This is a genomic window from Reichenbachiella carrageenanivorans (assembly GCF_025639805.1).
Taxonomy (GTDB): Bacteria; Bacteroidota; Bacteroidia; order Cytophagales; family Cyclobacteriaceae; genus Reichenbachiella; species Reichenbachiella carrageenanivorans.
The window spans coordinates 216939-230463 of record NZ_CP106735.1 but is presented as its reverse complement, the minus strand read 5'-3'; the positions used below and the strand labels follow the sequence as shown (position 1 = coordinate 230463).

Annotated in this window: 15 protein-coding genes; 7 read left to right on the top strand and 8 right to left on the bottom strand. The window is 42.0% G+C overall.

The window, feature by feature from the left end; genetic code table 11:
- Window positions 1-50: 50 nt before the first annotated feature.
- Window positions 51-1376 (bottom strand): D-alanyl-D-alanine carboxypeptidase/D-alanyl-D-alanine-endopeptidase, encoded by a 1326-nt coding sequence (locus N7E81_RS01005; RefSeq protein ID WP_263051420.1) that lies wholly within the window; start codon window positions 1374-1376, stop codon window positions 51-53.
- A gap of 108 nt (window positions 1377-1484) precedes the next feature.
- On the opposite strand from N7E81_RS01005, the gene N7E81_RS01000 reads away from it, so the two are divergent.
- Window positions 1485-2453 (top strand): zinc dependent phospholipase C family protein, encoded by a 969-nt coding sequence (locus N7E81_RS01000; protein ID WP_263051419.1) that lies wholly within the window; start codon window positions 1485-1487, stop codon window positions 2451-2453.
- 43 nt (window positions 2454-2496) lie between these two features.
- Window positions 2497-3573 (top strand): hypothetical protein, encoded by a 1077-nt coding sequence (locus N7E81_RS00995; protein WP_263051418.1) that lies wholly within the window; start codon window positions 2497-2499, stop codon window positions 3571-3573.
- 21 nt (window positions 3574-3594) lie between these two features.
- Here the strand turns inward: N7E81_RS00995 and N7E81_RS00990 are convergent, their stop codons facing one another.
- From N7E81_RS00990 to N7E81_RS00965, 6 genes are all read right to left on the bottom strand, one after another.
- Window positions 3595-5298, bottom strand: a complete 1704-nt coding sequence (locus N7E81_RS00990) for a hypothetical protein (RefSeq protein ID WP_263051417.1) — start codon at window positions 5296-5298, stop codon at window positions 3595-3597.
- A 149-nt stretch (window positions 5299-5447) separates the two neighbouring features.
- Window positions 5448-6326 (bottom strand): alpha/beta hydrolase, encoded by an 879-nt coding sequence (locus tag N7E81_RS00985; RefSeq protein ID WP_263051416.1) that lies wholly within the window; start codon window positions 6324-6326, stop codon window positions 5448-5450.
- A 56-nt stretch (window positions 6327-6382) separates the two neighbouring features.
- The gene (locus tag N7E81_RS00980) at window positions 6383-6979 is read right to left on the bottom strand and encodes a TetR/AcrR family transcriptional regulator (RefSeq protein WP_263051415.1); all 597 of its coding nucleotides are present in this window, start codon (window positions 6977-6979) and stop codon (window positions 6383-6385) included.
- A 54-nt stretch (window positions 6980-7033) separates the two neighbouring features.
- Window positions 7034-7549 (bottom strand): DinB family protein, encoded by a 516-nt coding sequence (locus tag N7E81_RS00975; RefSeq protein ID WP_263051414.1) that lies wholly within the window; start codon window positions 7547-7549, stop codon window positions 7034-7036.
- A 69-nt stretch (window positions 7550-7618) separates the two neighbouring features.
- A complete protein-coding gene (locus tag N7E81_RS00970; protein ID WP_263051413.1) occupies window positions 7619-8074 on the bottom strand; it encodes a nucleoside deaminase in 456 nt (151 codons plus the stop codon).
- Window positions 8071-8571: a hypothetical protein gene (locus tag N7E81_RS00965; RefSeq protein WP_263051412.1), complete on the bottom strand. Its 501-nt coding sequence runs from the start codon at window positions 8569-8571 to the stop codon at window positions 8071-8073. The genes N7E81_RS00970 and N7E81_RS00965 overlap by 4 nt, the downstream gene beginning before the upstream one ends.
- Before the next feature lie 168 nt (window positions 8572-8739).
- Here N7E81_RS00965 and aspS point away from each other — a divergent pair, with 168 nt between their 5' ends.
- The 5 genes from aspS to N7E81_RS00940 all read left to right on the top strand — a co-directional run bounded on the left by aspS (window position 8740) and on the right by N7E81_RS00940 (window position 12942).
- Window positions 8740-10494: an aspartate--tRNA ligase gene (gene aspS / locus N7E81_RS00960; RefSeq protein WP_263051411.1), complete on the top strand. Its 1755-nt coding sequence runs from the start codon at window positions 8740-8742 to the stop codon at window positions 10492-10494.
- A gap of 4 nt (window positions 10495-10498) precedes the next feature.
- Entirely contained in the window at window positions 10499-11596 is a 1098-nt protein-coding gene (locus tag N7E81_RS00955; RefSeq protein ID WP_263051410.1) for a BamA/TamA family outer membrane protein, read from the top strand.
- Window positions 11597-11670: 74 nt separating this feature from the next.
- On the top strand, window positions 11671-12030 hold the full coding sequence (locus tag N7E81_RS00950) for a response regulator (protein ID WP_263051409.1): 360 nt from the start codon (window positions 11671-11673) through the stop codon (window positions 12028-12030).
- An 8-nt stretch (window positions 12031-12038) separates the two neighbouring features.
- Window positions 12039-12434, top strand: a complete 396-nt coding sequence (locus tag N7E81_RS00945; protein ID WP_263051408.1) for a DUF2721 domain-containing protein — start codon at window positions 12039-12041, stop codon at window positions 12432-12434.
- A 115-nt stretch (window positions 12435-12549) separates the two neighbouring features.
- Window positions 12550-12942 carry an acyl-CoA thioesterase gene (locus N7E81_RS00940; RefSeq protein ID WP_263051407.1) on the top strand — a complete coding sequence of 131 codons (393 nt, stop codon included), beginning with the start codon at window positions 12550-12552 and terminating at the stop codon, window positions 12940-12942.
- Here the strand turns inward: N7E81_RS00940 and N7E81_RS00935 are convergent, their stop codons facing one another.
- Window positions 12943-13518, bottom strand: a complete 576-nt coding sequence (locus tag N7E81_RS00935; RefSeq protein WP_263051406.1) for a PhnA domain-containing protein — start codon at window positions 13516-13518, stop codon at window positions 12943-12945.
- Between the last annotated feature and the right edge of the window lie 7 nt (window positions 13519-13525).

Sequence of the window (13525 nt, the reverse complement as noted above, 5' to 3'; positions counted from 1 at the left end):
CAGCACACTTAGCAATGGTGTAGCTTTTAGTAAAAGCCTAGTCAAGTGGACTAAAATCGCTCATAAATGAGCCGCATTACTTTTTCCATTTCGAGTTTGACAGGCCTAGAACTAGAAGGATAGTTGTTGTTCATAAAGCTGACGAACAAGTCTCGGCCAGATTTGGTTCGGATGACGCCTGTCAGGTTATGGATGTTGCTTAGCGTACCAGTTTTGGCAAATACATAAGGTGCTTCTTCGTCTAGAGGCTTATACCAGTTTTTGAGAGTGCCATCCACACCGCCTACAGCTAGTAGCTGCTTCATTTCATCAATAGGAATCTCCGTGGATATATAGTTTAAAACTCCAATCATTGTTTTGGGAGTCATGAGATTGTATCGGGAGAGGCCGCTGCCATCTTTCCAAATGGGGGGATAAGGACTGATACGTAGGTTTTCATTTTGTGTGAATCGAAGGATAGGATCTGCCGCTAGTGGCATTCTCATTTCCGAAGCACAGAGGTAGAGGATTTGCTCTGCAGCCAGATTGTCGCTGCGTTTGAGCATGAAGGCAAAGAGCTGGTTGACTGGGCGGCTGTATGCTAGTTTTGAGCTATCAAATACGAAATCCTCTACCCAATGTATTTTACGTTTAAGTGTGTCTTCGAGCAGAGCTACGGTTAGTTCGTCAGAGGTCAGGAAAGGAACAGCGTTTTTGTATGTGCTGCGTCCAGAGTCTGGTGCAAAGCTAAAAATGTTGGTGCGCTTGAGTCGATTAGGTACTACTTTTTCGGAATCGATCGGCCGTATTTCAGCAAAGTCGGCGAAAAAGGAAGGCGTTACGTGAAATTGGTCTTGAATCGAATCGTAGACATACCTGATCGTATTGCCATAGATAGGAAAGGCTGATCGCTCAGGTTGGAAATAGTATTCGTAGTCTTCCCAAGACCAGCCGGGTGCGAATTTTTCATCTTCGAGTACCGACTCCACATAATGGAGGCTGTGAGTTGTGTCTTTTAGCATCTCAAAGATCGGTTGATCTTCGAAGTCGGGGTGTAAGAAAGTGGGATCGCCTGTACCAGTGAAAAACAAAGAATCGCCTTTGAGTTTGTATTTCAGCGCAGGCACAGAGTCTCGCAGGAGCGTAAGGCCTGCGTAGAAGGTGAGTAATTTGGTGTTGGATGCTGGGGTGAAGTATTTGTTTTCATTCCAAGTGTAGAGGAAGTTGCTGTCTAGGGGATCATAAAGCGCAAATCCTGTGAGATGACTATTGAAAGTGGCTGATTTTTCGAGGCTTTTTTTGAGCTGATTTTGACTGATTTTGGTTTTGAACCCTACACAGGCAGGTAGTAAAATGGAGGTAATGATCAAAAAGGTCAGTGCACGAATTAGCTTCATATAGGGGTATTGCTTTCTAAACTGAAAATTAATAGGTCGGTAAATAATTATACTATGAAAGTCTTTTTATTTTAGTTGCTCATATATGTACAAAATCACTATACTCCCTTGAAAAAGAACCTTCTTCTCTTCGTATTAGTCTTTGCTAGTTTGGGTTTGTCTTCCTATCGTTGGGGGTTTTATGCACATCGTAGGATCAATCGTTTGGCGGTTTTCACCATGCCTCCTGAGTTGATTGGTTTTTATAAAATGCACATCGTCTATCTCACCGAGAATGCCATTAACCCTGATCAGCGACGCTATGCTGTAGATGGGGAAGCACCAAGACATTATATCGACCTAGATGTTTATGGAGATAGTGCATTGCAGGTGGTGCCGCACAATTGGTTCGACGCCGTAGAGAAGTATACCGAAGATACGTTGCAGGCCTATGGCATTGTGCCTTGGCATATCACTTTGATGAAATATCAGTTGACGAAGGCGTTTGAGGCGCGTGATCTGGACCGTATACTACGCTACTCGGCAGATATCGGTCATTATATTGGCGATAGCAATGTGCCACTTCACACTACTGAAAACTACAATGGCCAGCTGACAGGCCAATATGGTATACATGGCTTTTGGGAGTCGAGGTTGCCCGAGTTGTATGCCGACGATTATGATTTTTTTGTGGGCAAAGCCGAGTATGTAGCCAATGTGCAGGAGCGGGCTTGGGCGGCAGTTACAGAGGCACATTTGGCTATGGATTCTGTTTTGCTTTTTGAAAAGGAGTTGTCAAAGCGATTTTCGGAGAGTAAAAAATATTCGTATGAGGAACGAGGAAACACTACGATCAAGGTCTATTCTCAAAAATATTCACATGCTTATGATCAAATGCTCGATGGCATGGTAGAGCGCAGGATGAGAGCTAGTATCAAGATGGTTGGGGATATTTGGTTTACCTGCTGGGTAGATGCTGGTCAGCCAGATGTGAATGAACTCAAAGCACTTGGCTTGGATGAAAAGGGGAAGAAAAAGCTTGAAGAAGAAAAAAAAGAATGGGAAAAACGGACAGTTAAAAGTAGGGAACATAATTAAATTGAAATAATTGAGCAGTTTTGCGCAAAAAAAACATAGCCAAATGAAACATATACTACTAACCACTTCACTACTGTTTTTACTTTCCTCCTCTCTTGTTGCCCAAGTGCTGGAGAAAGATACGACTACGGCGGCTTATCCATATGTATTGCCCATCTGGGCGGACAAAGTGATAGAGAGAGGTATGGGCGATCTCATGCAGCTACCTTTTGGTTTGAGTGCACATTATGTGAATGCTTTCATTGATTTGGAGATTACAGAATTTGAGCTGCAAGTAGCAGGTCAGGACTTAACTGGGATTATCAATACTGAAACTTTGAATTTCACCTCTGTGACTGCGACTACAAATGGGATCAATTTTAGGGGTGATGCGTGGATTTTACCTTTTTTGAATGTGTATGGTTTGTTTTCAAAAGTGGAAGGCAGTACAGGCGTGAGCCTGAAGCCCACATGGACGGATGCTACTGGAGACGTGATTTTGGAAATGCCAGAATTTAGCTCGAAAGTCGAATTTGACGCGATAGCTTATGGAGGAGGAGCCACGCTCATTTATGGGTTCGACAATTATTTTATGAGTTCGGATGTTAATTTTTCAAGAACAAATACTGAATTATTGAAAGATCAGGTGACCTATGCCACATTGTCTACTCGAGTTGGTCGCCGATTTGCCTTGTCGAAAACCAAGAAGGACCGATTGATTGCGGTGTATATAGGTGCCATGTATAGAGATTTTATTGGAGACAAAGGCAACCACGGGGAAATTGGCTTGGATCAAGTGTTTCCTGAGGCAGATGGTATTTTTAATCAAAGGGTAGATGACAAAATAGCAGCTAACGAGCAGACTATTATAGACGAGGGCTGGGGGCCAGCGAATCCTAATCGAATAAAGCTAGAAGCTCAAAATGCCGCATTGGGCAAGATACAAACTGTAGTAAATGAAAGTGGTCTATTTACAACTGATATCAACTATTTTATCCACAAGGAAATGATTCAGGCGTGGACGTTTCAGTTCGGTTTCAATTTTCAAATCAACAAAACATGGGCCGTCCGTGGAGAGTACGGTGTGGCTGATTCGCAGCGATTCTTAATGACTGGCCTACAGTACCGTTTCGGTCTGTAAGCCAAACATCGAGATAGTTTATTACTTGCCTTTGGTTAGCGTCACGATGTCTACCAAGGCTTTAATCAAATTTCTAGATTCTTCTATATTATTGGCATGGATGGTGAGCTCATCTTCGTAATTCTGAATTTCTCCGTCTTTGTAGTTTTTGATGATCTTCTCTTTGAAATTAGTTTCTATTTTCACAGAAATAGACCTGCTTGATACATCAAAATCAATATTTCGCTCATTGAGATCGGCGAAGTTGAGTTCGTAAATGTATTCGGTGCTGCCCTTTTCGTCTATTTCCAGTTTAGTAAATTTGAACTTCTCTAGGTTGTCATCTTCTACAAGCGTTAGCGTTTGACTATATGTTTCGTCTCCTTCTCTTACCTCTTTTACTGCGCCAGTTAGCCAGTCTATTTTGGCTTTTAAACCTTCGTTAGGTACCTCTGCTTGGTAGTTTTGTCTGCATTTTTCGATCGTTTGTTTGATGGTATACTGTAGACGCCTTGCATTCTCAGCATCTTCACAGTAGAGTTTAAACGTCTCGTCGTAAGGCTCTAGCTCACCATCTTCCAGCACTTTTATGAGTTTCTGTTTTTTATTGGTGATGAGTTCGATGTACATTTTAGAACCGCTGATTTTGTAGTCGATCACTTTGTCGTTGATGTCGATCCAGTTGAAGTTGTATTGTGTTTTTTCGGATTTGCTTTCAGATATTTCTGTAATCACATATTCAGCTAGACAGTCGGCGTTGAAAGTTTGTTCGTAGGTATCGCTGCCGTAGGTCAGTGCTTTGGTGTTTTTAGATACGGCGTTGAGTGTCTCAGTTTGGTTGCCAAATACAGGGAAAGAGGCTTCTACTTGCTTCTCCGCTTCGGGAATGATGAGTGTTAGTACAGTTAGTAAATCTCTGGCTTCTTCTACATTATTGGTTTTGATCACGAGGTCGTTGATGAATGGCTTTGATTCACCGTCTTCAATGTATTTGATCAAATTGTGTTTACGCTTGGTTTCAAACTCTAATCCAAATTCAGATCCACTGATATCGAAACGCACCGTATTTACATTGATGTCTGCGAGATTGAATGAGTAATCGGACTGCTTAGTCGATTTGCCAGTTTCTACGATGCTTAAATTCACCTTGCCCGCATATGTAGGGTCTGGTTGCATGGCTTGTGCGTACGATTCGTCGGCGTATGTGGCATCTTTGACATTGGCGGTAAGCCATGTCAGCATTTCGTCATAGTTAGAAAGGCTCAGTTTGTTGAGCATGATTTTTTCGGCCAGTGGAATGGCCTTTTCTATAATACTTCGAATCTTTCGGGCATTGTCTATGTTGGCGGCTACGATTTGTAGCTCTTCGGTATAGGATTTTACTTCCTGATCTTCGAAAGTTTTAATCAAATCCTGACTGTTTTTGATTTTGATATTTACAACGATCAGATCTTTTTCGGTACTTTCTCGAACGGTATAGGGGTCTATATCTGCAATGTTCAACTCATAAGCGTACGTGTTTACAGTGCCTTTGAGACTGGTTTTGGTATAGCTGTATTTGATCACACTGGTGTGCTCGAATAGTAACTCAGGTTCGTATTTGTATTTGCTGGTTTCTACTAAGCCAATGGCACTTTCTAGTTCATTAAATAGCTGATTGAATTCTTGCTGCTGTGCTTGTATTGTAGTGATTGCTAAGAACAAGAGTGTGCTGGTGATGAAAGTTTTCATTGTGGATAAAGACATAATAATTAGGATTATTTTACTACAAGTTATTAAGTAGCATTCGGTATGCAAAATTCTATGTCTGATTTGAAATCTTGCGGTCAAAAAATACTCAATAGTGAGTATTTTTTGACCGGTATGTAAAGCCAAATTCCGTTTATTTTAATGTGTTAAAAAGCTGTGGCATAGATCATTTTTTTCAAATGCTCTTCCTTGTTCTTTGTTAGACTCCAGACGATATGGTCGATCACTTGGTCATTCCAGAGCATCTTATAGTGACCGGTTTTTTCGATCAGTTTCAAGTCAGCGTTAGCCCATTGTTTGGTTATTTCTTCGGCGTTAGATTTAGGGATGATTTTGTCATCCTTGTCATGAATGATCAGTAGATTTTGGTAATCTATTTTGTTGCCAAGTCCCTCTACTTTGAGGTGATCTAGTGGCTCGTGTAGGATAGCTTCTGCTTTGCGGCATAGGTGATGAAATGACTTTTGGCTTAAGCCTATGAAGTTTGCAAATTCCTTAAAGATGTTTGTGATTTCATTGGGGCTTGTTAAGAATATCAGCTGATCGACGGCATAGGAGCTTTTAGATAGGGCAAATGAAGTAACTGCAGAGCCAAAGGAATGTGATATTATCGAAAAACGACCTTTAGGCTGGAGGTGAGCCACAACAGCTAAAAAAACATCCTTACATCTTTTAATGTTGGTTTTCTTGAGCTTGGAGTAGCCGTGAGCAGGCAAATTGAATAGTATCACGTGATGACCGGCCTCTGCCAATGGGGTGGCGATAGCAGAAAGACTAGCCGCATTAGACTCCCAACCATGTACCATCAGTACCAGTGGATGGGTGGGGTCGCCCAGCTCATAGCATTGAATATCTTCTTGCTGGTGTTTGAGGGAGAAAGACTTGGCTGTCTCATAAAATGGAAGTTCTTTTTTGCGAATTTTTTTATTCAGTGGTTTCTGAAAGAGTTCGAAGGCTTGATTCGCTGCAAGTTTAGGTGACAATGAGGAGAGGAAACGGAAATAAAGCTGGATCAATTTTTTCATGAGTTATCTGTCTGGTAATAAAAAATACCAATCGGTATATGTTTGGGTAAATTTTTTTATTTAATCATTTCTGTATCAATCATATGATCGATGTGGTTCATCAGTTCGGTTAGGTGGCTCTCATTCTTTAGCATGCTGGTTATGAATATGCCCCCCTGTATTTGTGCATAGATTTTATTGGCAAATTTTAGCGAGTCAATATTGGGTTTTATAGTACCTTCTTGTTTGGCTTGTTCTATGATGTCGGCAATATTTTGAATCAGTTTATTCATCACTTCGACTACTCTTTTATATAGGGTGTTGTTGTGATTGAGAGAGTCGATACCTACATTGATCATTGGACAGCCTCCGTAAAGTTTTTCGGTGGCATAGTATTTTCTGAAAAACCTTGTGATCTCTTTGAGCTTAGTTAGACCATCTGCTTCCATACTCATTCGTTCACGCAAGATGCTCATGGCTCTTCGGATATTGTAGTTGAAGGCTTGTAGAGCCAAGTCTTCCTTGTCTTTGAAGTTGCCGTAAATTGCACCCTTGGTGAGGCCTGTAGCTTCCGTGATGGCCGATAGACTCGTACCTGTGTAGCCGTGTTTATTGAAATAAGGGCCTACCTTTTCTAAAATGAATTGTGTTGTTTTTTCGGCTTTTGTCAACATAGCGAAGCAATGATAATCAAATAAGATTTAAAATATACCAATCGGTATTAAAAATCAATCTCCAATCAACATGTCGTGAATGGTGGCCAGATGGTGATCGTCGTGCTCTGCTACGAAGTAAGCCAAGTCTACTAGTTTCATCTGATGACCAGTACGAGGGTGTGTGGCGGCATGGTTGAGCTGGTCGGCGGTGCTGACTCGCAATTCTGCGATAAGCTTACTGCGTAGCCTGCTAAACTCCGAAATCAAGTCTTTCACTTTTTTGTTATCATGCGCCGCTTCGTCTGTTTTTCGGTTGGTGGGGTCTGCTGCTTTTAGGCTGGTTTCTCCAGCTTTGATTTGTTTGATTCGTTCTAGCCACAGAGGTTCTACGTCTCCCAAATGACCAATTTGCTTTTTGATCGACCATTTGTGCTTGGTCGACGACTGGAAATAGGCACTGCCGCTGTTGTGGAGTTTATGTTCGATGCGTAGGCCGGTGCCTTCGAGGCGTTCTATAATGTCGAAAAGGAGGGAGTTGTCTGCAATGGGTTCGAAAGTTCGGTCAAACCACTTCGTTCTTGTAATCATATATTCAAGGTTGTACTTCTTCCCTAATCGTAAGAAGTATCACGGTGGTTACAATTTTCCTTGGATTTATCAGCCCTTATTTCGCATGCGAGCAAAGAAGTCTGTCACGAGCTGGCTGCAAGCTTCTGCTAATACACCGTGAGTGACTTTTGCTTTTGGGTGGAGGGCTTTTGGGGCGAGTGCCGTATAGCCACGCTTAGGATCGCTAGCGCCATAGATCACTGCATCGAGTTGCGACCAGTAGGTAGCACCAGCACACATGGTGCATGGTTCTAGTGTTACATAGAGTTTGCAGCCTGTCAGATATTTGGTGCCCAGATAATTTTCTGCGGCAGTAATGGCTAGCACCTCAGCATGGGCAGTCACGTCATTGAGCTTTTCCACTTGGTTGTAGGCTCTAGATATAATTTTGTTGTCACATACGACTACAGCACCTACAGGTACTTCATTTTCATCAAAAGCGTATTGTGCTTGTTTGAGAGCTTCTTTCATGAAGGCCTCATCGCTGTGTAGACCTGGTATCATTTCTTCTTTTTAAGAAATATTACACTATTCATAATATTGATTACTTGAGGTTGCCAGATACTTTGCAACTGTACAGGACTAGAAAAATTGAATACCCAAGAGTGCTCGCCTACGATCATGTATTGGATATAGGTGTATTTTTTTACAGGGCTTTGTGAGCGAAAGGATTTGCCTTCAGGCTTCACTGTAGAAATAAATTCGAAATAAGCGGCTTTTTTACCATCTACCTCTTTGATCCCTTGGTCTATCATTTCTATGTCGTCGTAGAAATTATAGATATTGGACTTTTGAAAACTCACCATGATTTCAAGGTCATCCACAATCCACTCTGTTGCGCTTTGGTTAATGCCGAGGTCTACCATTACGGTTTGGTCGGTATAGATAGCCACAGGTTTTTTTGTAGTAAAGTAGCGACTGGCCATTTCGTCGTCGGTCATCAGACGAAAGTCCGAAGGGATCATCATATTAATCTCCTCTGTTACATTGACTTTCGTCAAATTATCAGATTGAAAATTGGAAAATATTAAACTGAGAAATAAAATAACGCCCATGATTTACGAATTTTTTAAAGCTAGTGAAAAATCAAAATTAAACTACCTAGTGATGAAGCCCAAAACAACACAATGATTAAATTTGCGCCTTCATTTTTTATAATACAATTTATTATGCTGAGAACACAGACTTGTGGCGAATTGAGGTTGGCGGACGCCGGTAAAGAAGTGACACTTTGTGGATGGGTGCAAAAAGTACGCGACAAAGGAGGAATGGTTTGGGTCGACTTGCGCGATCGATATGGCATGACTCAGCTCATATTCGAAGAGGGTAAAACAGCCACTGAAATAGTGGAAAAAGCGAAGTCTGTAGGTCGTGAGTTTGTACTCAAGGCTACAGGTCAAGTAGTAGAACGCTATGCGAAAAATGATAAAATCCCTACGGGAGAAATAGAAATACAAGTGAGCGAGTTGGAGGTATTGAACCCTTCAAAAGTTCCTCCATTCATTATAGACAACGATACTGATGGAGGTGAAGAGCTCCGAATGAAATATAGATACCTCGACTTGAGAAGAGACGAAGTGCGCGAAAAGTTGATGCTGCGTCACAAGATGCTGCAAGCTACGCGTTCGTATCTGTCTGCTCAGGAGTTTATGGAGGTAGAAACTCCTGTTTTGATCAAGTCTACACCAGAAGGTGCTAGAGATTTTGTGGTGCCATCTCGTGTGAATAAAGGCGAATTTTATGCCTTGCCACAGTCACCTCAGACTTTTAAGCAATTACTTATGGTATCTGGTTTTGATAGGTATTTCCAAATTGTGAAATGCTTTAGAGATGAAGACCTAAGAGCCGATCGTCAGCCAGAGTTTACACAAATTGACTGCGAAATGTCGTTTGTGACTCAAGAAGATATCCTCAATACCTTCGAAGGGTTGACTCGACATTTGTTCAGAGAGGCACTCAACGTAGAAGTGGGTGAGTTTGTACACATGCAGTACGACGATGCCATGAGATTGTACGGATCGGACAAGCCAGACGTAAGATTCGGCATGCCATTCGTAGAGCTCAACGACGTAGCGCAAAACAAAGGATTCAATGTGTTTGATCAGGCTGAGTTGGTAGTGGGTATTTGTGCCGAAGGTTGTGCAGAGTTTACACGTAAGCAACTCGATGCATTGACCGACTTTGTGAAGCGACCACAAGTAGGTGCCAAAGGATTGGTGCATGTAAAATGTAATGCGGATGGTACTTTCAAATCGTCTGTAGATAAATTTTATTCGCAAGAAGATTTGAAAGCATGGGCTGATAAGGCTGGTGCTAAGCCAGGTGATTTGATTTTGGTATTGTCAGGCGAGCTCAATGCAACAAGAAAACAAATGTGTGAACTTAGATTGCACATGGGAGATCTCTTGGAGCTGAGAGATCCAATGAATTTCAAGCCTCTTTGGGTATTGGACTTTCCGTTGCTAGAGTGGGATGAGGATAGCGAGCGATATCATGCGATGCACCATCCATTTACTTCACCTAAGCCAGAAGAGATTCCCTTGTTGGATACAGATCCAGGAAAAGTACATGCCAATGCGTATGATTTAGTAATCAATGGAGTGGAAATTGGCGGAGGGTCGATTAGAATACACGACAGAGATACGCAGGCCATGATGTTCAAACACTTAGGCTTTTCTGATGAAGAAGCAAGAGCACAATTTGGATTCTTGATGGATGCTTTTGAGTACGGAGCACCTCCACATGGTGGGATTGCTTTTGGATTTGATAGATTATGTTCTATGTTTGGAGGCTCAGACTCTATCAGAGATTTTATAGCTTTTCCTAAAAATACTTCTGCGCGCGATGTGATGATAGAGTCGCCTTCTCCGATTGCTAGAGAGCAATTGGATGAATTGGGACTGGATCTATTGCCTGCTGAATAACTACATGAGGATATCTCAAATTTGCTGTCTTGTGCTGATGTGCTCTTCGCTTTGCGGATGGGCACAGGAGCAGGACTCTGTGGAGGTGAAACCACTCAAATTTGCTATTTATCCAGCGGTAGGCTACTCGCCCGAGACTAAGTTTAGTTTTGGTACGGTAGCCTTCTTTGTTTTTAATAAACCATCGTCCAAACATGGTTTTCACCGACCTTCGTCGATCACTCCCTATATTATTTTCACTACCAATAAGCAGGTGACAATCAAGTCTGATTTTGATCTGTTTTTTAATAATGGGATGAATCTGAATATGCAAGCACGTATTTTTGATTTTCCTGATAATTATTATGGAATCGGTAATGAGACTGACCCAGAGATGTCGGAGGTTTATACGGACAAGTATATACAACTGGCAGGTAGTCTTTTCAAGCCCATCAACCCTAAGATCTTTGCTGGATTACTTTTCGATTTTCAATACAATAAGATTGAAGGGATAGTGGATAGTGGATTGTTGGCCAGTGATGCGCCTGTAGGTGTAGCAGGTGGGTTTAATATGGGCGTCGGACCTGGTATGCGGTATGATACTAGAAATAGCACGCTGTGGCCTACGCACGGACGCTTGATTAATGCAGGTATTACGCTCTTTGGAAAGGCCTTTGGGGGCGAGTATAATTATACCAATTTTGTAGTGGATTATCGACAATACATGAAACTGTTTGGCCCTAAAAGTGTGTTGGCTTTTCAAGTCAAAATGGATATGAGCTCTGGTGATGATATTCCTTTTTATAAACTCAATAAAATAGGCGGAGGTGGCCGATTAAGAGGTTTTGAGCATCGTAATTTGTATAGAGATAGGCAAGCAGTCTATGTGCAGGTAGAAGCACGACAAGAACTTTTCTGGAGATTTGGAGGGGTCCTCTTTGTAGGGGCAGGAGAGGTATTCCATTCATTTAGCGATTTTCAAGCAGAAGATATTCGTTTGGTCTATGGATTAGGGGGTAGGTTCCGAGCCATGAAAGATGAAAAACTCAATTTCCGAATGGATGTAGGGTTTACTGATAACGGACAATATGCTTTTTACCTTTCGGTACGAGAGGCCTTTTAATCTAGGGGTCGATATGTTCGAATAATTTTGTATTTTGCAGTACCAGTTAAGGAAAAAGAGAAAGAAAGATAATTATGGCAGATAAGATCAAATTGCTGTACGTGGATGATGAAGCAGCTAACCTAAACGTTTTCAGAATTGCTTTTAAACGAAAGTATGACGTGACCACAGTGGAGAGTGCAAACGAAGGATTGAAGTTGATGGAGGAGGGAAAGTATGATGTCATCATCTCAGACCACCGTATGCCAGAGATGACAGGTGTAGAACTGCTGGAGAAGGTAGGGAATATGTATCCTGATATGATCAGAATTATCATTTCGGAATATGTCAATGACGAGATTATTCGAAATGCAATCAAGAACTTTGGCTTCGACGGTAGCGTGGGCAAACCATGGGATGCAGATCAATTGATCGCCCTGATCGAAAAAAAATAACAAACAATTTGCAATTAGAGATTTCTACACCGGCTCTTTTGTTTCCGGCGATTACGCTGTTACTTCTGGCTTATACCAACCGTTTTTTGGCGTTGGCGACTTTGATTAGAAACCTTCATGCCAAGTATCAAACCTCCGAGTCTAAACATTTATTAGTCAATCAAATTAAGAGCCTTCGTAAAAGGCTTAATTTTGTAAGGCGTATGCAGGCCTTTGGTGTATTGAGTTTTTTGCTTACAGTTGCCTGTATGTTTGCTCTCTTTCAAGAGGGATTTGTCTTAGCCAATTATCTTTTTGGAGGGAGTTTACTCTCACTTCTGATTTCATTATCCTATTCTCTTGTAGAAATACAAATTTCGACTAGGGCACTCAACTTAGAGCTGAGTGATATGGAGGGAGAGTGAGCCTAAGTCGCAGATAATTTATCTTTATCTATGTAGGTATTGAGAAACTCTATTTGGGTAGCAAAACCAAATAGCGATAGTACAAGTTACTTTACTATATATAATGTAGATAACTATGAAATTTCACACTAGAAAATGGGTAAAACCCGAAGATCTCAATCCTAACCATACTTTGTTTGGCGGCAAGTTGTTGGCTTGGATCGATGAAGAAGCGGCTTTGTACGGGGCTATTCAGTTAGAAAACCAGAAGGTAGTGACTAAATTTATGTCGGAAATCAATTTTTTGAGTTCAGCCCGTCAAGGAGATATTGTCGAGATCGGCATAGAGCCTGTCAAGTTTGGCCGTACTTCGCTAGAGCTCAACTGCGAAGTGCGAAATAAAATGACGCATGAAAAAATCATTACCGTAGATCGTATCGTACTCGTGAATATTGGCGAAGATGGTAGGCCAGCTCCACATGGCAAAACGAAGGTGGAGTATGTAAAAGATCGACTAGCGGAATCGTAATTATTTCTTCACAAACTTGGTCAGGATCACAATGTGCTGACCGTTGACCTTGCCTTCTATATGTTCGGCATTGTCGTGTGTGAGCGTGATATTTCGTACGGCAGTGCCCCGTTTGGCGGTAAAGTTGGCGCCTTTTACATTGAGGTCTTTGATCAGCACTACGCTATCGCCAGCGGCTAGTATGGCGCCATTGCTGTCTTTGTGTACGATTTTGTCACTTTCTTCTTCTCCTTCGCCAGTAGCTTTGGCCCAAGCCAATGTATCTTCTTCGAGATAAAGCATGTCCAGCAAGTCCTGTGGCCAACCTTCACTTTTAAGCCTTGAAAGCATGCGCCAAGCAAGTACTTGTACGGCAGGGTGGGTGTTCCACATGCTGTCGTTGAGGCAGCGCCAGTGATTGGGGTCTGTTTCAGTAGATTGGTCTATTTGCGATTGGCAGGTGTTGCACACATAGGCGCACTCCTCGGTAGTGTCGCCAGATTTTGGTTCTACCACTAGTACCGATAGTTCATCTGCCGAAGCACAGAGCTCGCATGTAGATTCGCTGCGTTGTTGGAGTGCCTTTTCTATGTTCATGGGTACT

Excerpts from the sequence above, each read along its gene's own strand:
- N7E81_RS00955 (WP_263051410.1), top strand. The coding sequence starts at position 10,499 with ATGAGGATATCTCAAATTTGCTGTCTTGTGCTGATGTGCTCTTCGCTT.
- N7E81_RS00970 (WP_263051413.1), bottom strand. The coding sequence starts at position 8,074 with ATGATACCAGGTCTACACAGCGATGAGGCCTTCATGAAAGAAGCTCTC.
- N7E81_RS00935 (WP_263051406.1), bottom strand. The coding sequence starts at position 13,518 with ATGAACATAGAAAAGGCACTCCAACAACGCAGCGAATCTACATGCGAG.
- N7E81_RS00990 (WP_263051417.1), bottom strand. The coding sequence starts at position 5,298 with ATGTCTTTATCCACAATGAAAACTTTCATCACCAGCACACTCTTGTTC.
- N7E81_RS00950 (WP_263051409.1), top strand. The coding sequence starts at position 11,671 with ATGGCAGATAAGATCAAATTGCTGTACGTGGATGATGAAGCAGCTAAC.
- N7E81_RS00975 (WP_263051414.1), bottom strand. The coding sequence starts at position 7,549 with ATGATTACAAGAACGAAGTGGTTTGACCGAACTTTCGAACCCATTGCA.
- N7E81_RS00980 (WP_263051415.1), bottom strand. The coding sequence starts at position 6,979 with ATGTTGACAAAAGCCGAAAAAACAACACAATTCATTTTAGAAAAGGTA.
- N7E81_RS00995 (WP_263051418.1), top strand. The coding sequence starts at position 2,497 with ATGAAACATATACTACTAACCACTTCACTACTGTTTTTACTTTCCTCC.
- N7E81_RS00985 (WP_263051416.1), bottom strand. The coding sequence starts at position 6,326 with ATGAAAAAATTGATCCAGCTTTATTTCCGTTTCCTCTCCTCATTGTCA.
- N7E81_RS01005 (WP_263051420.1), bottom strand. The coding sequence starts at position 1,376 with ATGAAGCTAATTCGTGCACTGACCTTTTTGATCATTACCTCCATTTTA.
- aspS (WP_263051411.1), top strand. The coding sequence starts at position 8,740 with ATGCTGAGAACACAGACTTGTGGCGAATTGAGGTTGGCGGACGCCGGT.
- N7E81_RS00940 (WP_263051407.1), top strand. The coding sequence starts at position 12,550 with ATGAAATTTCACACTAGAAAATGGGTAAAACCCGAAGATCTCAATCCT.